This is a genomic window from Microbacterium sp. KKR3/1, assembly GCF_021272365.1.
Classification (GTDB): domain Bacteria; phylum Actinomycetota; class Actinomycetes; order Actinomycetales; family Microbacteriaceae; genus Microbacterium; species Microbacterium aurugineum.
The window spans coordinates 1,453,614-1,474,415 of the sequence record NZ_JAJSDW010000001.1 but is presented as its reverse complement, the minus strand read 5'-3'; the positions used below and the strand labels follow the sequence as shown (position 1 = coordinate 1,474,415).

The following is a 20,802-nucleotide window of genomic DNA, read 5'->3' as shown; positions in this document are numbered from 1 at the left end:
GACACTACCGGATCGACGCCGGTCGCGCCGATACCGGATTGCAACCTGGATGCGTTTGGTATCTGAGGATCCGCTGGGTACCGTCTAGTCATCATCGTCCCCGAGGCGAAGAGGCTTCGGGACGCGCAAAGAAGCGCCCGACAGGGAAGGTCACACAATGCACCAATCAGTCAAGCGTCGGCGAGGTCTCATCGCCGCAGCCGGAGCCACGATCGCCGCTCTCGCCCTCGCCGGGTGTGTCGCGAGCGAACGAGGAGATGACGGCGCCGAGGGCTCCGGCGACGTGGACGGGACGTTCGTCTTCGCGGCGTCCTCCGATCCGGCGAGCCTCGACCCCGCGTTCGCGCAGGACGGCGAGAGCTTCCGCGTCTCGCGACAGATCTTCGAGGGTCTCGTCGGCACCGAGCCCGGCACCGCCGACCCCGCGCCGCTCCTCGCCGAGAAGTGGGAGTCGTCCGAGGACGGCATGTCGCACACTTTCACGCTCAAGGAGAACGTGACCTTCCAGGACGGGACGCCGTTCAACGCCGAGGCCGTCTGCGCCAACTTCGACCGCTGGTTCAACTGGACCGGTCTGGCCGCCTCTGAGGCGTTCGGCTACTACTACAACAAGCTCTTCAAGGGGTACGCCTCCAACGCGGCGGATGCCGTCTACAAGTCGTGCACCCCGGACGGCGACTACTCGGTCACGGTCGACCTGAACAAGCCGTTCGCCGGCTTCGTCGCTTCCCTCTCGCTGCCCTCGTTCGCCATGCAGAGCCCGTCGGCCATGCAGGAGTTCGGCGCTGACGAGGTCAGCGGTTCCGCCGAGGCTCCGCAGCTGTCCGAGTACGCGATGGGACACCCGGTGGGCACCGGGCCGTACCAGTTCGAGGAGTGGGCACCGGGCGAGCAGGTCACGCTCAAGGCCTACGACGACTACTGGGGCGATGCCGGTCAGATCGACGAGATCATCTTCCGCACGATCGATGACCCGACCGCCCGCCGCCAGGCACTCGAGTCCGGCTCGATCGACGGCTACGACCTCGTCGGCCCCGCCGACACCAAGGCCCTCGCCGACGACGGGTTCACGATGGTCTCGCGCCCGCCGTTCACGATCCTGTACCTCGCGTTCAACCAGGCCGTCCCGGAGCTCCAGGACCCGAAGGTCCGTGAGGCGCTGTCGTACGCCGTCGACAAGGACGCCCTGATCAGCCAGGTGCTCCCCGAGGGCACGCAGAAGGCGATCGAGTTCGTCCCCGAGGTCGTCAACGGCTACAACCCGGACGTGACGACCTTCGACTACGACCCCGAGAAGGCCAAGTCGCTGCTGGCCGAGGCGGGCTACGACGAGGCGAACCCACTGAAGCTGACGTTCAACTACCCGGTCAACGTGTCGCGTCCCTACATGCCGGACCCCGAGCAGATCTACACGGTCCTGTCGTCGCAGCTCTCCGAAGTCGGCGTCGAGACCACCCCGGTCTCGGAGGAGTGGGTCGAGTACCTCGACCGCACCACCGGGACGGCGGACCACGGCATCCACCTGCTGGGCTGGACTGGTGACTACAACGACACCGACAACTTCGTCGGCGTCTTCTTCGGACAGAAGAGCTCCGAGTGGGGCTTCGACAACCCGGAGCTGTTCCAGAAGCTGACGGAGGCGCGCGGCGTCTCCAACCTCGAGGAGCAGACCGCGCTGTACGAGGAGATCAACGAGATGGTCGCCACGTTCATCCCCGGTGTCCCGCTCGCGCACCCCGCGCCGACCCTGGCGTTCGACCCGCGCGTGGAGAGCTACCCGGCCAGCCCCGTGAACGACGAGGTCTTCACCGACATCGTCCTCACCAAGTAGGCCTGACCGTGTGATACGTCGAGCCCCGGTCCTGCGCACTCCGCGGGACCGGGGAGCGGCGTACCTTCCGATCGACGGAGATCTTCGTGCTGCGCACCATCGGCAGGCGACTGCTGTTCCTCATCCCCACCCTGTTCGGGCTCAGCATCCTGCTGTTCGCCTGGGTCAGGGCCCTTCCCGGCGGCCCCGCGGTCGCCCTCCTCGGCGAGAAGGCCACCCCCGAGGCCATCGCCAGGGTCAACGAGCTCTACGGCTTCGACGAGCCGATCATCCAGCAGTACTTCACCTGGATCGGCCGACTCCTGCAGGGCGACTTCGGAACGTCCATCCAGACGAACCGGCCGGTGACGGAGGAGTTCCTCCGCCGGTTCCCCGCGACGCTGGAGCTGAGCGTCATGGCGCTCATCTTCGCGGTCGGCATCGGTATCCCGCTGGGCTACTGGGCGGCGCGCCGTCACGGAAAGTTCACCGACCACGCGTCGGTCGTGCTGAGCCTCGTCGGCATCACCATCCCGGTGTTCTTCCTGGCGTTCATCCTGAAGTACGTGTTCGCGGTGCAGCTGGGCTGGCTGCCGTCGGACGGACGACAGGATCCTCGAATAGACGCCACCCATCCCACGGGGTTCTATGTGTGGGACGGCATCATCACCGGTGAGTTCGACGCCGCATGGGATGCGATCCTGCACCTGATCCTGCCGGCGCTCGCGCTCGGGACGATCCCGCTCGCGATCATCGTGCGCATCACCAGGGCGAGCGTCCTGGAAGTGCAGAACGCGGACTACGTGCGCACCGGCCGCGCGAAGGGCGTCGGTTCCCCGACGCTGCGCAACCGTTTCATCCTGCGCAACGCCATGCTCCCGGTGATCACCACGATCGGCCTGCAGACCGGACTCCTGATCTCCGGGGCGGTGCTCACCGAAACGGTGTTCGCCTTCCCCGGCATCGGCTCGTTCCTGGCGAGGGCGATCTTCACCAGGGACTTCCCGGTCCTTCAGGGTTTCATCATCTTCATCGCGATCGCGTACGCGCTGATCAACCTGGCGGTCGATGTCTCCTACAGCTTCATCGACCCGAGAGTGAGGGTGCAGTGATGTCCCTCTCCATCGTCCGAAAGGAGGCGGTCGCATGAGTATCCCTCTTCCGCCCGCCCAGGGGCCATCGGCAGAGAGCGGCGGCGCCATCGACACCGTCGCGATCGCGCAGGCCGACCTGAAGAAGAGCTCCGGCGGATTCTGGCAGGACGTGTTCCGCCGCCTCCGTCGCAATCCCACGGCCTGGATCGGCGCCGTCATCGTGCTGCTGTTCCTGCTCGTCGCCGCACTCGCCCCCTGGCTGGCTCCGTACCCGGAGACGGCGCTTCCCGGGGCGAAGTACATCACGCCGACCCACATCCCCGGTCCGGGGGAGCTGCCGGAGTTCCCGCTCGGCCTCGACCGCTTCGGTGGGGACGTGCTGTCGAAGCTGATCTGGGGCGCGCAGGCATCACTCCTGATCGGTGTCATCTCCACCGCGATGGGCCTTGTCGGCGGCATGATCCTCGGCCTCATCGCCGGGACGTTCGGCGGGTGGGTCGACACCCTGATCATGCGCGTGGTCGACATCATCCTCTCGGTGCCGAACCTGCTTCTCGCGGTGTCGATCGCCGCGATCCTCGGGCAGACCCCGTTCGCCGTGATGATCGCCATCGGTGCGTCCCAGGTGCCGATCTTCGCGCGGCTGCTCCGTGCGTCGATGCTGCAGCAGCGTTCGAGTGACTACGTCCTGTCGGCGCAGACGCTCGGCCTCGGCCGCGGCAAGATCACCATGTCGCACGTGCTCCCCAACGCCATCGGCCCCGTGATCGTGCAGGGGACGCTGACGCTCGCGACCGCCGTGATCGATGCGGCGGCGCTGTCGTTCCTCGGTCTCGGCGGCGGCGGCCCCGCGACGGCCGAGTGGGGGCGCATGCTCACCTACGCACAGTCCGAACTCGCGATCGCCCCGTGGCTCGCGTTCCTCCCCGGCATCTGCATCGCCGTCACCGCGCTCGGCTTCACCCTCCTCGGCGAGGCGTTGCGCGAGGCGATGGACCCGCGGACGAGGGCGCGATGAACGCGCGCGACGAAGGCGCGACGCGCGCCGTGAAGGAGAATCAGATGTCGACCGAGCCGTTGCTGTCGGTCCAAGGACTCGCCGTGGACTTCGCCACCATGGACGGGGTCGTGCACGCCGTCGAAGGTGTGGACCTCGAGATCCGTCCGGGCGAGACCGTCGCGATCGTGGGCGAGTCCGGTTCGGGCAAGTCGACCACCGCGATGGCGATCATCGGACTTCTCGCGGGGGGCGGAAAAGTGGCCTCCGGGAGCATCCGTCTCGATGGGAAGGACATCACCCACGCCTCCGAGAACGAGCTGCGCACGATCCGCGGCCGGGACATCGGTCTCGTCCCGCAGGATCCGATGTCGAACCTGAACCCGGTGGCCAAGATCGGCACGCAGGTCGCCGAGACGCTGCTCGCCCACGGTCTCGCGACGCGGCAGGATGTGCAGGCCAAGGTGGTGGAGGCACTCACGGCCGCGGGCCTTCCCGACCCCGAGCGGCGCGCGAAGCAGTACCCGCACGAGTTCTCCGGCGGCATGCGCCAGCGCGCGCTCATCGCGATCGGTCTGGCGTGCAAGCCGCGACTGCTGATCGCCGACGAGCCGACCAGCGCCCTGGATGTGACCGTGCAGCAGACCATCCTCGATCAGATCGGGCAGATGACCCGCGAGCTGGGAACGGCCGTGCTGCTCATCACCCACGACCTCGGGCTCGCCGCTGAGCGCGCGGAGCGCGTGATCGTGATGCACCGCGGCAAGGTCGTCGAGCAAGGGGCCGCGCGGCAGATCCTGGAGGATCCGCAGCATCCGTACACGCAGTCGCTGGTGAAGGCCGCTCCCTCGGTCGCCGCCGCCCGACTGCGGCCGGAGGCCTTCCGGGTGCAGGAGCGCACCGCAGAGACGGATGCCACAGAGACGGATGCCGCCGGGACCGTCCCCGCCGACAACATCGTCGAGATCGAGAACCTCACCAAGGTGTACCCGGTGCGGGGGCGTGGTGAGGACTTCGTGGCCGTCGACGACGTGTCGCTGGTCATCCCACGCGGGGAGACGGTCGCGATCGTGGGGGAGTCCGGCTCAGGGAAGACCACGACCGCGCGGATGCTGCTGAAGGTGATCGAGCCCACGAGCGGACTGATCCGCTATGAGGGCAAGGACATCTCGGCGCTCTCGCGGGCCGAGACGCGCGAGTTCCGCCAGCAGGTGCAGCCCATCTTCCAGGATCCGTACTCGAGCCTGAACCCGATGTTCACGATCGAGCGCCTGATCGCCGAACCGCTGGAGTTCTACAAGAGGGGCAGCGGGGCCGATCGACGCAAGCGCGTACGGCAGCTGCTGGACGACGTGGCGCTGCCGCAGTCGATGCTGCGTCGCTATCCGTCAGAGCTGTCCGGAGGTCAGCGGCAGCGCGTCGCGATCGCGCGGGCCCTCGCCCTCTCTCCCGATGTGATCGTCTGCGACGAGCCGGTCTCGGCACTCGACGTGCTGGTGCAGGACCAGATCCTCACGCTGCTCGGCGACCTGCAACGGGAGTACGGACTGAGCTATCTGTTCATCTCCCACGACCTCGCCGTGGTGCGACTGATCAGCGACTACGTCTGCGTCATGAAGGACGGCAGGCTCGTCGAGGCGGCGACCTCGGAGGAGATCTTCACCAACCCGCGGGACCCGTACACGCGTCGACTGCTGGCCTCGATCCCCGGCAACGAGCTGAACATCGCGTCCTGAGAGCACCGGGCCAGGGCTCATACCGCAGCTTCTCACATTGGTCAAGGACTGCGCTTGCCATGTCGCACAATCGTGCGTATAGTTGGTAGTTGCGCTCGCTCCTCCCTGCCCTCATATGGTGGTCGGCATTTCGTTGAGTTCTCGAGCGCACACTCCACCTGACGACAAAGGAATCGAGAAGCCCTGCGGGGCTCACGGAGGTTATTCCCTTGGCTGCTGCTCGCAACGCATCCACATCCACCACCACCAAGAACGGACGCGGAGCTTCCCGTCTTTCGTTCGCCAAGATCTCCGACACGCTGACGGTCCCTGACCTTCTCGCTCTGCAGACCGAATCCTTCGGTTGGCTGGTCGGCAACGACGCCTGGAAGGCGCGCGTGGCCGAGGCCAAGAAGCAGGGGCGCACGGACGTCAACGAGAACAGCGGTCTGGGCGAGATCTTCGAGGAGATCTCTCCGATCGAGGACCTCGGCGAGACGATGCAGCTGTCGTTCACGAACCCCTACCTCGAGCCGGAGAAGTACTCGATCGAGGAGTGCAAGGAGCGTGGCAAGACCTACGCCGCTCCGCTGTACGTCGAGGCCGAGTTCATGAACCACCTCACGGGTGAGATCAAGACCCAGACGGTCTTCATGGGCGACTTCCCGCTGCAGACCGACAAGGGCACGTTCATCATCAACGGCTCCGAGCGCGTCGTCGTCTCGCAGCTGGTCCGCTCCCCGGGTGTCTACTTCGACAAGACCCCCGACAAGACGTCCGACAAGGACATCGTGTCGGCGCGCGTCATCCCGAGCCGTGGTGCATGGCTCGAGTTCGAGATCGACAAGCGCGACCAGGTCGGCGTGCGCGTCGACCGCAAGCGCAAGCAGTCGGTCACCGTCTTCCTCAAGGCGCTGGGCATGACCAGCGAGGAGATCCTCGCCGAGTTCGCCGGCTACACCTCGATCGAGGAGACGCTCGCGAAGGACACGATCGTCACGAAGGAAGATGCGCTCCGCGACATCTACCGCAAGCTCCGTCCGGGCGAGCAGGTTGCCGCCGAGGCCGCCCGCGCCCTCCTGGACAACTTCTACTTCAACCCGAAGCGCTACGACCTGGCCAAGGTCGGTCGTTACAAGATCAACCACAAGCTGGGCCTGGACCAGCCGCTGACCTCCTCGGTGCTCACCGTCGAGGACATCGTGGCCACGATCAAGTACCTCGTCCGCCTGCACGCAGGCACCGAGGAGACCTTCACGGGCATCCGCGGTGGCAAGAAGGCCGAGATCCGTCTCGCGACCGATGACATCGACAACTTCGGCAACCGTCGCATCCGCGCGGTCGGCGAGCTCATCCAGAACCAGGTCCGCACCGGTCTCTCCCGCATGGAGCGCGTCGTCCGCGAGCGCATGACCACGCAGGACATCGAGGCGATCACGCCGCAGACCCTGATCAACGTGCGCCCCGTCGTCGCCGCGATCAAGGAGTTCTTCGGAACGTCGCAGCTGTCGCAGTTCATGGACCAGAACAACCCGCTCGCAGGTCTGACGAACAAGCGTCGTCTCTCCGCGCTCGGACCCGGTGGTCTCTCGCGTGACCGCGCCGGCGTCGAGGTCCGTGACGTCCACCCCTCGCACTACGGCCGCATGTGCCCGATCGAGACTCCGGAAGGCCCGAACATCGGTCTGATCGGTGCGCTCGCGACCTTCGCGCGCATCAACTCGTTCGGTTTCATCGAGACTCCGTACCGCAAGGTCGTCGACGGCGTCGTGACCGAGCAGATCGACTACCTCACGGCTTCCGAAGAGGTCGACTTCAACATCGCGCAGGCGAACGCCCCGCTCGATGCCAAGGGTCGCTTCGTCGAGAGCCACGTCCTGGCCCGCCCCAAGGGCGGCAGCGGCGAGGTCGACATGTTCCTGCCGGAAGACATCGGCTACATCGACGTCTCCCCGCGCCAGATGGTGTCGGTCGCGACCTCGCTCGTGCCGTTCCTCGAGCACGACGACGCACAGCGCGCCCTCATGGGTGCCAACATGCAGCGTCAGGCCGTCCCGCTGCTGCGCAGCGACTCGCCGCTCGTCGGAACCGGTATGGAGGGCTACACGGCCATCGACGCCGGTGACGTCCTCACCGCCGAGAAGGCCGGTGTCGTCTCCGAGGTCTCCGCAGACCGCGTCGTCGTCATGCTCGATGAGGGCGGGACGCAGGAGTACCACCTCCGCAAGTTCGACCGCTCGAACCAGGGCACGTCGTACAACCAGAAGGTCGTCGTCAACGCCGGTGAGCGCGTCGAGGTCGGAGAGGTCATCGCCGATGGTCCCGCCACCGAGAACGGCGAGCTGGCCCTCGGGAAGAACCTCCTCGTCGCGTTCATGACGTGGGAGGGCTACAACTTCGAGGACGCGATCATCCTGAGCCAGGACCTGGTGAAGGACGACACCCTCTCCTCGATCCACATCGAGGAGTACGAGGTCGACGCGCGCGACACCAAGCTCGGCAAGGAGGAGATCACCCGTGACCTCCCCAACGTCAGCCCGGAGCTGCTGAAGGACCTCGACGAGCGCGGCATCATCCGCATCGGCGCCGAGGTCCGCCCCGGCGACATCCTCGTCGGCAAGGTCACGCCGAAGGGTGAGACCGAGCTGTCGGCCGAGGAGCGTCTGCTGCGCGCGATCTTCAACGAGAAGAGCCGCGAGGTCCGCGACACGTCCCTGAAGGTGCCTCACGGCGAGCAGGGAACCATCATCGCGGTCAAGGAGTTCAACGCCGAGGACGGCGACGACGAGCTCGGCTCCGGTGTCAACCGCCGCGTCGTGGTCTACATCGCCCAGAAGCGCAAGATCACCGAGGGTGACAAGCTCGCCGGCCGTCACGGCAACAAGGGTGTCATCGCGAAGATCCTCCCGATCGAGGACATGCCGTTCATGGCGGACGGCACCCCGGTCGACATCGTCCTGAACCCGCTCGGCATCCCGGGTCGAATGAACTTCGGTCAGGTGCTCGAGACCCACCTCGGGTGGATCGCGAAGCAGGGCTGGAAGGTCGAGGGCACCCCGGAGTGGGCCGTCCGTCTGCCGGAGGAGGCCTTCGAGGCCGCTCCCGGTACGAAGGTCGCCACCCCGGTGTTCGACGGTGCGAGCGAGGAGGAGATCGCTGGTCTCCTCGACGCGACGACCCCGACCCGCGACGGTGTGCGCCTGATCGACTCGAGCGGAAAGGCCCAGATGTTCGACGGCCGCTCCGGCGAGCCGTTCCCGGCCCCGATCTCCGTGGGCTACATGTACATCCTGAAGCTGCACCACCTGGTCGACGACAAGATCCACGCACGTTCCACGGGTCCGTACTCGATGATCACCCAGCAGCCGCTCGGTGGTAAGGCGCAGTTCGGTGGACAGCGCTTCGGTGAGATGGAGGTGTGGGCCCTCGAGGCCTACGGCGCCGCATACGCGCTCCAGGAGCTCCTCACGATCAAGTCCGACGACATCCTCGGCCGCGTCAAGGTGTACGAGGCGATCGTCAAGGGCGAGAACATCCAGGAGCCCGGCATCCCCGAGTCCTTCAAGGTGCTCATGAAGGAGATGCAGTCGCTCTGCCTGAACGTCGAGGTCCTCTCGGCCGACGGCACACTGGTGAACCTCCGCGACACCGACGATGAGGCGTTCCGCGCCGCGGAAGAGCTCGGTATCAACATCTCCAGCCGCTTCGAGGCCGCCTCGATCGACGAGATCTAATCCGCGGGTGTGCCCGGGGGTCCAACTCCCGGGCACACCGAAGCAGACTTCTCAAACAGAATTTCCGACACAGGAGAACTAGTGCTCGAGTCCACAACTTTCGACGAGCTTCGCATCGGCCTGGCCACCGCAGAGAACATCCGCGCGTGGTCCTACGGTGAGGTCAAGAAGCCCGAAACCATCAACTACCGCACTCTGAAGCCGGAGAAGGATGGTCTCTTCGGAGAGCAGATCTTCGGCCCGTCCCGCGACTGGGAGTGCGCCTGCGGCAAGTACAAGCGCGTCCGCTTCAAGGGCATCGTCTGCGAGCGCTGCGGCGTGGAGGTCACCAAGAGCTCCGTCCGTCGTGAGCGCATGGGTCACATCGAGCTCGCTGCTCCGGTCACCCACATCTGGTACTTCAAGGGCGTGCCCTCGCGCCTCGGGTACCTGCTCGACATGGCACCGAAGGACCTCGAGAAGGTCATCTACTTCGCCGCCTACATGGTCATCTCGGTCGACGAGGAAGCTCGTCACCGCGACCTGGGCACGCAGGAGAACAACATCCGCCTCGAGCTGAAGACGCTCGGCGACCGTCGCGACGCCAAGATCGCGGAGCGCCTGGCCAAGCTGGAGGAGGAGCTCGCCGCTCTCGAGGCAGAGGGTGCCAAGGCCGACGCCAAGAAGAAGGTCAAGGACGCCGCCGAGAAGGAGATGTCGCTCATCCGCAAGGGTGCAGACGACGCGATCCTGAAGCTGGAGCGCGTGTGGGAGGACTTCCGCACCCTCGAGGTCGGTGCCCTGCGCCCGGAGGACGACGTCTTCCACGAGCTGCAGGACCGCTTCGGCCAGTACTTCGAGGCCTACATGGGCGCCGAGTCGATCCAGCGTCGCCTTGCGGCGTTCGACCTCGTCGCCGAGGCGGAGAACCTGCGTCTGCAGATCTCCGAGGGCAAGGGCCAGCGCAAGATCCGTGCGATCAAGCGCCTCAAGGTCGTCAGCTCGTTCCTCGAGACCGGCATGAGCCCGGCCGCGATGGTCCTCGACGTCGTCCCGGTGATCCCGCCGGAGCTGCGCCCGATGGTCCAGCTCGACGGTGGCCGCTTCGCGACTTCCGACCTGAACGACCTCTACCGTCGTGTGATCAACCGCAACAACCGTCTTCGTCGTCTGATCGACCTCGGTGCCCCCGAGATCATCGTCAACAACGAGAAGCGCATGCTGCAGGAGGCCGTCGACGCCCTGTTCGACAACGGTCGTCGCGGTCGTCCCGTCACCGGTACGGGTAACCGTGCCCTGAAGTCCCTCAGCGACATGCTGAAGGGTAAGCAGGGTCGTTTCCGTCAGAACCTGCTCGGAAAGCGTGTCGACTACTCCGGCCGTTCGGTCATCATCGTCGGCCCGCAGCTGAAGCTGCACCAGTGCGGTCTGCCCAAGCAGATGGCGCTGGAGCTCTTCAAGCCGTTCGTCATCAAGCGCCTGATCGATCTCGGTCACTCGCAGAACATCAAGGCTGCCAAGCGCGCCGTCGAGCGCACCCGTCCCGAGGTCTGGGACGTGCTCGAAGAGATCATCCGCGAGCGTCCGGTGCTGCTCAACCGTGCACCCACCCTGCACCGCCTGGGTATCCAGGCGTTCGAGCCGCAGCTCGTCGAGGGTAAGGCCATCCAGCTGCACCCGCTCGTCTGCGCGGCGTTCAACGCCGACTTCGACGGTGACCAGATGGCTGTGCACCTGCCCCTGTCGGTCGAGGCTCAGGCCGAGGCCCGCGTGCTGATGCTCGCGTCGAACAACATCCTGAAGCCGTCCGACGGTCGTCCGGTCACCCTGCCTTCGCAGGACATGATCATCGGTCTGCACCACCTGACCACGGTCAGGGAGGGTGCGGTCGGTGAGGGTCGTGCGTTCGGTTCGGTGGGCGAGGCGATCCTGGCCAAGGACGAGGGCACCCTCGACCTGCAGGCGAAGATCCGCATCCGCATCCCCGGTCTGACCTTCCTCGAGGGTGAAGCTCCCGAGGGCTACGAGCGTCACGGTCTCGTCGACGCTTCGCTGGGTCAGGCGATCTTCAACGACACGCTTCCCAAGGGCTACCCGTTCGTTCGCGAGCAGGCCGACAAGAACAAGCTGTCGCAGATCGTCAACAAGCTGGCCGAGGAGTACCCGAAGGTCGAGACGGCCGCGTCGCTGGACCGCATCAAGGACGCCGGTTTCTACTGGGCCACGCGTTCCGGTGTGACCGTCGCCCTAAGCGACATCCTCACGCCGCCGAACAAGGGCGAGATCGTCGCTGGCTACGAGAAGCAGGCCGCGAAGGTTCAGTCGCAGTACGAGAAGGGTCTGACGACCGACTCCGAGCGCCGCCAGGAGCTCATCAAGATCTGGACCGAGGCAACCGACGAGGTCCAGGCCGCGATGCGGGCGAACTTCCCGGAGGACAACACCATCAACCGCATGGTGTCCTCGGGTGCTCGTGGTAACTGGCTGCAGATCCGGAACATCGCCGGTATGCGTGGTCTGGTGAACAACCCCAAGGGTGAGATCATCCCGCGTCCGATCATCTCCTCGTACCGCGAGGGTCTGTCGGTGGCGGAGTACTTCATCGCGACGCACGGTACCCGTAAGGGTCTGGCCGACACCGCTCTGCGTACCGCCGACTCGGGTTACCTGACCCGTCGTCTGGTGGACGTCTCGCAGGACGTCATCATCCGCGAAGAGGACTGTGGCACGTCGAAGGGCCTCGAGCTCCCGATCGCCGCTCCGAACTCGCAGGGTGAGCTCGTGCGCGACGCCAACGTCGAGAACTCGGTGTTCGCTCGTACGCTGGCCTCCGATGTCGTGAGCGCGTCGGGCGAGGTGCTCGCCGCTGCCGGTGACGACGTGGGTGACGTGCTGATCGACAAGCTCGTCGGTCTCGGTGTCGAGAGCATCAAGGTGCGCTCGGTCCTGACCTGCGACTCCGCTGTCGGTGTCTGCGCGCAGTGCTACGGCCGTTCGCTCGCGACCGGCAAGACCGTCGACATCGGCGAGGCCGTCGGCATCATCGCGGCCCAGTCGATCGGTGAGCCCGGTACCCAGCTGACGATGCGTACCTTCCACACGGGTGGTTCGGCATCGGCGGACGACATCACACAGGGTCTTCCCCGTGTGCAGGAGCTCTTCGAGGCGCGTACCCCCAAGGGTGCGTCCCCGATCGCCGAGGCCGATGGCCGCATCACGATCGACGAGACCGATAAGGGCAAGAAGGTCATCCTCACGCCCGACAGCGGCGACGAGCCCGTGGTCTACCCGGTGCTGAAGCGTGCCACGCTTCTCGTCGAGGACGGCCAGCACGTCACCGTCGGTCAGCCCCTGCAGGTCGGCACGCTCGACCCCAAGGAGATCATGCGCGTCATGGGTGCTCGCGAGGTGCAGCGTTACCTCGTCGGCGGCGTCCAGGGCGTGTACCGCTCGCAGGGTGTGCCGATCCACGACAAGCACATCGAGGTCATCGTCCGTCAGATGCTCCGCAAGGTCACCGTCGTCGATCACGCCGACACGACCCTGCTCCCGGGTGAGATGGTCGACCTCAAGCGCTACCAGTCGATCAACCGCGAGGCTGTGTCCGAGGGCAAGCGCCCCGCGTCCGGCCGTCCGGAGCTGATGGGTATCACGAAGGCGTCGCTCGCGACCGAGTCGTGGCTGTCGGCCGCCTCCTTCCAGGAGACGACCCGCGTGCTCACCGAGGCTGCGATGCAGGGCAAGCGTGACCCGCTGGTCGGTCTCAAGGAGAACGTCATCATCGGAAAGCTCATCCCTGCCGGAACCGGTCTCTCGAAGTACCGCGACGTCACGGTCGAGGCCACCGAGGAAGCCAAGAGCGAGCGTTACCCGAACCGGATCTTCGCATCCGACGGTGCGTACGCTGACGGCGACTTCGGCTACGTCGACTTCGACGCGTTCTCGACGGACGACATCACGCCCGGTACTTACAACTGAGTGAGTGCTGAGTGAGAAGGCCCCAGGCGATTCGCCTGGGGCCTTCTTCGTGTCCGGGTCTCGGGCGCAGGGCCGCGTCACGCGTGCTGAAGCGCGCACGTCTGAAGGAGTTCGCACGTGCTGAAGTGCGCACGGTCTGAAGGAGTTCTCGCGTTCTGAAGGAGAGCATCCCCGAAAGGCTCCTTCTTTTCGAGAGAACTCCTTCAGAGTTGACGGCGTTCCCCGTGCGACCCGCGGCGCGGTAGTGTCGGCGGGTGAGCAACGACACTACTTCTGCTGTTTCCGTGGTCGTGATCGGCGACGCTTTGATCGACGAGATCCGGGACGACGCCGGGGTACGAGAGCTCGTCGGCGGTGCGGCACTCAATGTCGCTGTCGGTCTCCGACGTCTCGGCGTGCCGACGACGCTGATCGCGATGGTGGGCGACGACGAGGCCGGTGGGCACATCCGTGAGTACTTGTCCGACCACGGGGTGCGTCTGATCGCGAGTGAGGCTCCGCTCGGCTCGTCCCGGGCGATCGTGCAGCGGGCGGCGAACGGCGAGCCGCAGTACGTCTTCAATGAGGCCGCGCAGAAGCGCAGTGTCCGCTACTCCGACGAGGCACGTCAGGCGATTGCCGACGCCGGTCTCGTCGCGATCAGCTGTTTCCCTTTCGATGTGCCGACCGAGGTCGATGCGCTCGTCGACGCCCTGGGTGACGCACGCGTGGCGGTCGATCCGAACCCGCGAACGGGCATGCTCAGCGACCGGGAGGAGTTCGTCCGCGGGTTCGAGCGCCTCGCTGCTTCGGCGGCCGTCGTCAAGGTCGGAGCAGATGACGCGGCGATCCTCTACGACGGTGACCTCGACGCGTTGCGCGCGCGTTTGCGGGCGCTCGGCGCTGCGGCCGTCCTTGCGACCGCGGGTGCCGACGGCGCGACGATCGATGCGGATGCCGGAATCGTCTCCGCGCCGATCGCGCAGCTTCCCGGTGCCGTGATCGACACCGTCGGTGCGGGAGACGCGACTCTCGCCGCGGTGTCGGAAGGCCTGGTCGCGGCGTCTCCGTCGGACGTGGGGGAGTGGGGTTCGTTGCTGCGGCGAGCGATGGATGTCGCTGCCGCGACCTGTCGCGCCGAGGGCGGTTTGCTGCGGACGCCCGAGTCGCTCGCAGATGCCGGACGCGGTGTGAACGGCAGCTGACAGTTCGATTTCTTGCACCCGCCTCGGGCGGGTATGCTTGTCTCTCGTGCCCCCGGTTGGCTGTTCAAGTCGGACGGGTGCGCTCTGGCGAGTTACCCAAGCGGCCAAAGGGATCTGACTGTAAATCAGACTGCTCTGCATTCGGGGGTTCGAATCCCTCACTCGCCACCACCACCTCCGCGCTATCGATCGCGAACAGAAATGCCTCCGGCCCCGGAGGCATTTCGCATTTCAGGCCTGCGGAGCCCCTCTCTCGGTCGCGAGGTGAAGAATCACCGAACTCCTCGAGAACAGACACTGCCGCCAATGCCGGGTGCCTCGGCGCGGCACCAGTAACGTGGTGTGCTTGAGACAAGCCGGGGTCCCGGTACACAGCCAAGAGGATACATACACAATGAACGCATCTCGCTCCGTCACCGCCGCTTCCATCGCGCTGCTCGCGCTCCTGTTCACCGGCTGTGCCGCGGGAGCCTCCGACTCGGGCAGTGACGCGAAGCCGGATTCGGCGGACAAGCCGGCCGCGACGCAGACCAAGGAAGAGGCCTGCGACATCATGGTCACGAGCCTCTCGGACCTGCAGTCGCTGTCGTCGGTCGACACCTCGGACCCGAACGCTGCGCTGGCCGCCTTCAAGGAGGCTCAGGGCAAGGTGGACGATGCGGCGAAGCAGGTATCGAACGACGAGGTGAAGCCCTCCGCCGACGATTCCGCAGCCGCGCTGAAGGGGTACGTCGACTTCCTCGACCAGGCGAGTTCCGACCCGGCGAACGTGGACGTCTCAAAGATGAGCGAGCACGTGCAGGCGCTCACCGACAGCATCACCGAGCTCTCCACGGTCTGCTCCTGACCGTCCGGGCCGAGAAGGGGATCCTCACGGATACGCGTGACACCGGAGCCCCTTCTCGGCCACACTGAGTTCCATGGGATCAGCGTTGACCACCATCGGACTGCCCGTCGCCCTCGGCATCATCATGCTGGGGCTCGGGCTCAGCCTCACCCTCGCCGACTTCGCGCGAGTGTTGAAACAGCCGAAGGCGGTGATCATCGCCCTGCTGTGTCAGCTCGTGCTGCTGCCGGCCATCTGCTTCGGCCTCGTCCTCGCGTTCCAGTTGCCGCCGATCCTCGCTGTCGGCATGATGATGCTGGCGGCGTCGCCGGGCGGGACCACGGCGAACCTCTACAGTCATCTGTTCCGCGGTGACATCGCCCTGAACATCTCGCTGACCGCCGTGAACTCCGTGATCGCCGTCATCACCCTCCCCATCATCACGAACTTCGCGATCGCCTACTTCCAGCCGTTCGACGATCGACTGGGGCTGCAGTGGTCGAAGGCGCTCGAAGTGTTCGCGATCGTGCTCTTGCCCGTGGCTCTCGGCATGATCGTGCGACGTTTCTGGCCGAAGTTCGCCGCCGGCATGGACAAGCCGGTGCGCATCGCCTCCGTCGTGATCCTGGTCGTCGTGATCGCGGGCGCCGTGGCATCGAACTGGACCCTCCTCGTCTCGAACTTCACCCAGCTCGCCCTGATCACCGTGCTGTTCTGCCTGATCAGCCTCACGGTCGGCTTCTTCGTCCCGCGGATGCTCCGAGTGGGAAAGCGCCAGGCGATCGCGACGTCGTTCGAGATCGGCATCCACAACGCCACGCTGGCGATCGTGATCGCTCAGTCGGTGCTCGGATCGGTGGAGCTGAGCCTTCCCGCCGCGGTGTACGGAGTGCTGATGTTCTTCATCGCGTTCGGCTTCGGGTTCCTGATCCGAGACCGTCACGCGGTCCCCGCCCCGGTGGCGCCTTCGCCCTGAGAGGGCTTGACCTCGAACGCACGCCTGGTTTAGCATCTGATAAATCGATTTAACAGCGGCCCGAGGTGATCTGGTCGCCACACGACGGAGTGAGGTGAACGCGATGGGCAGAGCGCGGATCTCTGATGTCGCCGCTGCAGCCGGCGTGTCGGTCACCACTGTGTCGCTCGTGCTGAACGATGCCGAGTCGCGCATCTCCGAGCAGACCCGCATCCGTGTCCGTGCGGCTGCGGAGGCCGTCGGCTACGCCCCCAGCGCTGTTGCCCGGGGGCTCCGCACGCAACGCACCCGCATCGTCGGACTCCTGTCCGACCAGATCGCGACGACCCCGTTCGCGGGCCGCATGCTCGCCGGCGCACAGGACGCCGCGCGCGAGCACGATCACCTCCTGCTCTTCATCGACACCGGCGGCGACGCAGACATCGAAGCGGATGCCCTCCGCGCCCTGGCGGCACAGCAGGTCGACGGCATGATCTACGCCTGCATGTGGCACCGCGCGGTCGATGTTCCCGCCGGGCTCCCTCGAGGCTCGGTGCTGCTCGACTGCTACCCCGAGGGTGGCGGCTTCCGCAGCGTCGTGCCCGATGACCGCGTGGGCGGTGCCGCTGCGGTGCGAGAGCTGCTCGCCGCCGGACACCGCCGCATCGCGTACCTCGACACCGACGACCCCGAGCCCATCGCCTCGCGACTGCGTCACGAGGGCTACCTCGAAGCGCTGGCCGAGGCGGGCATCGAGGCCGATCCCGCGCTCCATGTGACGGGGGAGACGTCCGCGCAGGGCGGGCGTGCGGCAGCCGAGCGGTTGCTCGATCTGCCCGAGGACCAGCGTCCGACCGGCATCTTCTGCTTCAACGACCGGATGGCGATCGGCGTCTACGCCGCGGCACACCATCGCGGCCTCGAAATCCCGCGCGACCTCTCGGTCGTCGGCTACGACGATCAGCAGTTGGTCGCCGCAGAAATGGATCCACCTCTCACCACCATCGCTCTGCCCCACTACGAGATGGGTCGCTGGGCGATGGAGGTCGCGCTCGGCGTCCGCGCAGAGGGGGATGAGGACGCCTCGCACCGAATGGACTGTCCCGTCATCCGACGGGATTCCGTGGGCCCGCCGCCGGCGCATGTCGCCAAACAGAACCGACGACGGGCTTCACACACAACCGAAGGGCCGCGCTCGGCGGCTCCCGATCAGGTGCCCGACGTGGGCGTCAGGCACCAAGAATAGGAAACCACAATGACGCGCAGAACGTCGCCGATCTTCGTGGCGGCTGGGTTGGTGACAGCCCTCGCCCTCACAGGATGTGGACAAGCAGGTCAAGGCAACACGACCGGAGAAGACGGTCGAACGCAGCTCACGATGTGGACGCACTCGGCGGGGAACGCCGCGGAGCTCGCCGTCTACGAGAAGATCATCACCGATTTCAACGCCTCACAGGACGAGTACGAAGTCGTGCACGAGTCCTTCCCGCAAGGTGCCTACAACGACGCGATCGTCGCTGCGGCGGCCTCGGGAGACCTTCCCTGCCTGCTTGATCTCGATGGGCCGATCATGCCCAACTGGGCGTGGGCGGAGTACCTCCAGCCGTTGGAGATCTCGACCGAGATCACCGACAAGCTCCTCCCGACGGCGGTGGGCGTGTGGGACGGCGAAATCTACTCGGCCGGCTACTGGGATGCCGCGCTGTCGATCTTCGCGCGCAAGTCGGTGCTCGATGCCAACGGCATCCGCATCCCCTCGACGGATCAGCCGTGGACGGCCTCCGAGTTCGATGCCGCGCTGTCGACGCTGCAGGACGCCGGCTACGACACCCCCATCGACATCGGTGCGGAAGACACCGGCGAGTGGTGGCCGTACGCGTACTCCCCGCTGCTGCAGAGCTTCGGCGGCGATCTGATCGACCGCGACACGATGCTCACCGCGGACGGCGCGCTGAACGGCGACGCCGCCGTGGAGTGGGGCACCTGGTTCCAGAACCTCTTCGCCGAGGGCTACGCGAGCAACGCGGGCACGATCGGCAACCAGGAGTTCGTCGACGATGAGGTGGCGCTCAGCTACACCGGCGTGTGGAACGCGCTGGCATCCGTCGAAGCGATCGGCGATGATCTCCTGATCCTGCCGCCGCCCGACTTCGGCAACGGCCCGAAGATCGGTGGCGGGTCGTGGCAGTGGGCGATCTCTTCGGGCTGCAACGACGCCGATGGCGCCCGGCAGTACCTCGAGTTCAGCTTCAACGACGAGTACATCACCGAGTTCGCCGACAACCAGATCGTCATCCCGGCGACGGAAGCCGCTGCGCAGGCGTCGGAGTACTTCGGCGATGACGGTGTGCTGCGCCCGTTCGTGGAGCTGTCGCAGAAGTACGCCGTGCTGCGGCCGGAGACTCCCGCCTACGCCGTGATCTCGACCACGTTCGAGACGGCGGCGAAGAACATCATGAGCGGCGCCGACGTCACGGCGACCCTCGACCAGGCCGTCGCGGACATCGATGCCAACATCGCGTCCAACGACGGGTACGGATTCCAGTAGACGGTGACGGCGGAGGTGGGGGCGCGGGCGACCGCGTGCCCACCCCGCCGCGCTGCTCCACCCGCTCCTGAAAGACGCATCGATGACCGTCACACCTCCGACGGCGGGGGCCGAGACTCCTCGGCGCACCCTCCGCTCCTTCCGCTCCAGCCGTGGACGCGAGACGTGGGCAGGGCTGGGCATGGTCGCACCGGCCGCCCTCCTGCTCACACTGTTCCTCATCGTCCCGGTGGTCCTCGCATTCACTCTCTCCTTCACGAATGCGAGGCTCATCTCGCCGAACCCGCCTCGCTTCGTCGGGGTCGACAACTTCATTCGCGCCTTCACCGCTGACCCGCTCTTCGTGCAGTCGATCGGCAACACGGCGATCTTCGCGCTCATCGTCGTGCCCGTGCAGGCCGGCCTCGGCCTCGCGCTCGCAGTGCTCGTGAATCGAAAGCTCCGCGGCACGACGTTCTTCCGCGTCGTGTTCTTCATTCCCGTCGTGACCTCGATCGTCGTCGTCTCGATCCTGTGGAAGTTCCTCTATCAGGATGACGGGCTCATCAACTCGATGATCGACGCCGTGACGTTCGGGCTGTGGAGCGGGAACGATTGGCTCAACGACCCCTCGACGGCGCTCGGCGCGATCATCGTCATGTCGATCTGGCAGGCCGTCGGGTTCCACATGATCATCTGGCTGTCGGGGCTGCAGACGATCCCCGAAGAGCTCTACGAGGCGGCCCGCATGGATGGCGCCAGCCCGTGGCGCCAGTTCACCAACGTCACGTGGCCGGGGCTGCGCCCGACGATGGTCTTCGTGCTCGTCACCATCACGATCGCCGCCCTCGGGTTGTTCGTCCAGATCGACGTCATGACCCAGGGCGGTCCGCAGGGCGCCACCTCGACGGTCGTCTACCACGCGGTGCGCAAGGGCTTCGGTCAGCAGGAGATCGGCTACGCGGCCGCGATCTCGCTCATATTCTTCGTAGCCGTGCTCATCATCGCGCTCATCCAGCGTCGCATCACCCGGGAGAAGGACTGATGACCGCCACCGTCGACAACCACACCGAGACGGGGCGGCCGGCGTCGCGCTCCGCTCGCGCCCCGCGCACGGCTGCTGCGGGCCGCCGATGGGGCACGGCGGCGACCTATATCGCCATGTCGGTGCTCGCCGTGATCTTCCTGTTCCCGCTCGTGTTCATGTTCGTGTCGAGCCTCAAGCCCGACGCGCAGATCCTGCAGGACCTCGACTCTCCGCTCGCCTTCCTCCCCGTCGGCGACATCAGCCTCGACAACTACTTCGGGGTCTTCGACCGGGTGCCGGTCGCGCAGTTCATGTTCAACTCGGTGCTCGTGACGGTGCTGACCGTCGGGCTCGGGCTCATCGTGAACTCGATGGCCGGTTTCGCCCTTTCGCGGCTCGCGTGGCGCGGCCGGCTCGTCGTGCTCGCCGTCATCATCGCGACCCTCATCGTGCCGTTCGAGACCATCGCGGTGCCGATGGTCTACTGGGTCGCCCAACTGCCCACACTCGTCTTCGAAGGCGGCGTGCTCAAGTACGACTTCGGCTGGTTGAACACCTACGAGGTGCAGATCGTGCCGTTCATCGCGAATGCGTTCTCCATCTTCCTGTTCACGCAGTACTTCTCCACGATCCCGAAGTCGCTCGACGAGGCTGCGCGGATCGACGGGGCGAGTTGGTTCAGGATCTACCGCCGCATCATCGTGCCGCTGTCGGGCCCGGCATTCGCGACGGTCGCGATCCTGACCTTCCTGCCTGCATGGAACCAGTACCTGTGGCCGCTCATGGTCGTGCAGCGAGAGAACCTCCGGCCCGTCATGGTCGGCATGCAGTACTTCTTCCAACTCAACACCGCCTGGGGTGAGGTCATGGCGTACACGTCGATGATCACGATCCCCGTGCTCATCGTCTTCCTGATCTTCCAGCGCGCCTTCGTCAGCTCGATCGCCGCGAGCGGAGTGAAGGGATGAAAGGAAAC

Annotated in this window: 13 protein-coding genes and 1 tRNA gene; all 14 read left to right on the top strand. The window is 66.0% G+C overall.

The window, feature by feature from the left end; translation table 11 throughout:
• Nucleotides 1-157 precede the first annotated feature (157 nt).
• The 14 genes from LVJ59_RS07075 to LVJ59_RS07010 all read left to right on the top strand — a co-directional run bounded on the left by LVJ59_RS07075 (nt 158) and on the right by LVJ59_RS07010 (nt 20,794).
• A complete protein-coding gene (locus LVJ59_RS07075) occupies nt 158-1,831 on the top strand; it encodes an ABC transporter substrate-binding protein (protein WP_232762491.1) in 1,674 nt (557 codons plus the stop codon).
• An 86-nt stretch (nt 1,832-1,917) separates the two neighbouring features.
• Nucleotides 1,918-2,922 carry an ABC transporter permease gene (locus tag LVJ59_RS07070; protein WP_047520782.1) on the top strand — a complete coding sequence of 335 codons (1,005 nt, stop codon included), beginning with the start codon at nt 1,918-1,920 and terminating at the stop codon, nt 2,920-2,922.
• A 34-nt stretch (nt 2,923-2,956) separates the two neighbouring features.
• Nucleotides 2,957-3,922 carry an ABC transporter permease gene (locus tag LVJ59_RS07065; RefSeq protein ID WP_232762490.1) on the top strand — a complete coding sequence of 322 codons (966 nt, stop codon included), beginning with the start codon at nt 2,957-2,959 and terminating at the stop codon, nt 3,920-3,922.
• A complete protein-coding gene (locus tag LVJ59_RS07060; protein ID WP_232762489.1) occupies nt 3,919-5,637 on the top strand; it encodes an ABC transporter ATP-binding protein in 1,719 nt (572 codons plus the stop codon). Before LVJ59_RS07065 ends, LVJ59_RS07060 begins: the two co-directional genes overlap by 4 nt.
• Nucleotides 5,638-5,846: 209 nt before the next feature.
• A complete protein-coding gene (locus tag LVJ59_RS07055; protein ID WP_232762488.1) occupies nt 5,847-9,350 on the top strand; it encodes a DNA-directed RNA polymerase subunit beta in 3,504 nt (1,167 codons plus the stop codon).
• 81 nt (nt 9,351-9,431) lie between these two features.
• On the top strand, nt 9,432-13,307 hold the full coding sequence (gene rpoC / locus LVJ59_RS07050; RefSeq protein WP_047520787.1) for a DNA-directed RNA polymerase subunit beta': 3,876 nt from the start codon (nt 9,432-9,434) through the stop codon (nt 13,305-13,307).
• A gap of 254 nt (nt 13,308-13,561) precedes the next feature.
• Nucleotides 13,562-14,491 (top strand): PfkB family carbohydrate kinase, encoded by a 930-nt coding sequence (locus LVJ59_RS07045; RefSeq protein WP_232762487.1) that lies wholly within the window; start codon nt 13,562-13,564, stop codon nt 14,489-14,491.
• 86 nt (nt 14,492-14,577) lie between these two features.
• A tRNA-Tyr gene (locus LVJ59_RS07040) sits at nt 14,578-14,662 on the top strand.
• Between the two features lie 223 nt (nt 14,663-14,885).
• Nucleotides 14,886-15,338 carry a hypothetical protein gene (locus tag LVJ59_RS07035; RefSeq protein ID WP_232762486.1) on the top strand — a complete coding sequence of 151 codons (453 nt, stop codon included), beginning with the start codon at nt 14,886-14,888 and terminating at the stop codon, nt 15,336-15,338.
• A 73-nt stretch (nt 15,339-15,411) separates the two neighbouring features.
• Nucleotides 15,412-16,293 (top strand): bile acid:sodium symporter family protein, encoded by an 882-nt coding sequence (locus LVJ59_RS07030; RefSeq protein ID WP_131491797.1) that lies wholly within the window; start codon nt 15,412-15,414, stop codon nt 16,291-16,293.
• Between the two features lie 103 nt (nt 16,294-16,396).
• Nucleotides 16,397-17,518 (top strand): LacI family DNA-binding transcriptional regulator, encoded by a 1,122-nt coding sequence (locus tag LVJ59_RS07025; protein WP_081996922.1) that lies wholly within the window; start codon nt 16,397-16,399, stop codon nt 17,516-17,518.
• Nucleotides 17,519-17,527: 9 nt separating this feature from the next.
• Nucleotides 17,528-18,820, top strand: a complete 1,293-nt coding sequence (locus LVJ59_RS07020) for an extracellular solute-binding protein (RefSeq protein WP_047520795.1) — start codon at nt 17,528-17,530, stop codon at nt 18,818-18,820.
• An 82-nt stretch (nt 18,821-18,902) separates the two neighbouring features.
• A complete protein-coding gene (locus LVJ59_RS07015) occupies nt 18,903-19,844 on the top strand; it encodes a carbohydrate ABC transporter permease (protein WP_232762485.1) in 942 nt (313 codons plus the stop codon).
• Complete coding sequence (locus tag LVJ59_RS07010; RefSeq protein WP_134353075.1) at nt 19,844-20,794, top strand: carbohydrate ABC transporter permease; 951 nt, start codon at nt 19,844-19,846, stop codon at nt 20,792-20,794. Before LVJ59_RS07015 ends, LVJ59_RS07010 begins: the two co-directional genes overlap by 1 nt.
• Nucleotides 20,795-20,802: the final 8 nt, after the last annotated feature.